This is a genomic window from Liquorilactobacillus uvarum DSM 19971, from assembly GCF_001434935.1.
In the GTDB taxonomy this organism is placed as follows: Bacteria; Bacillota; Bacilli; order Lactobacillales; family Lactobacillaceae; genus Liquorilactobacillus; species Liquorilactobacillus uvarum.
On record NZ_AZEG01000156.1, the window covers coordinates 1 to 217 of the forward strand.

Annotated in this window: 1 protein-coding gene; it reads left to right on the plus strand. The window is 31.8% G+C overall.

Features of this window, described 5'->3' with window-relative positions:
- Positions 1 to 22: 22 nt before the first annotated feature.
- A partial coding sequence (locus FD20_RS12885) for a transposase (RefSeq protein ID WP_057738960.1) occupies positions 23 to 217 on the plus strand: 195 nt, incomplete at its 3' end.

Sequence of the window (217 nt, forward strand, 5' to 3'; positions counted from 1 at the left end):
TAACTAGGATAGGAGTTTTTATATGAAACGATATACTGATGATTTTAAAGCAAGCATTATTAAAATGCACACCGAGGAAAAGAGATCAGCTCGTTCTCTCTCAGAAGAATATGCAGTGTCTCCTGCATCAATTCATAACTGGATTAAAGATGCAAAATCAGTTGAACTTGATGATGGAACTGAAGTTACTTCTAAAGAATTTAAAAAATTACAAAAA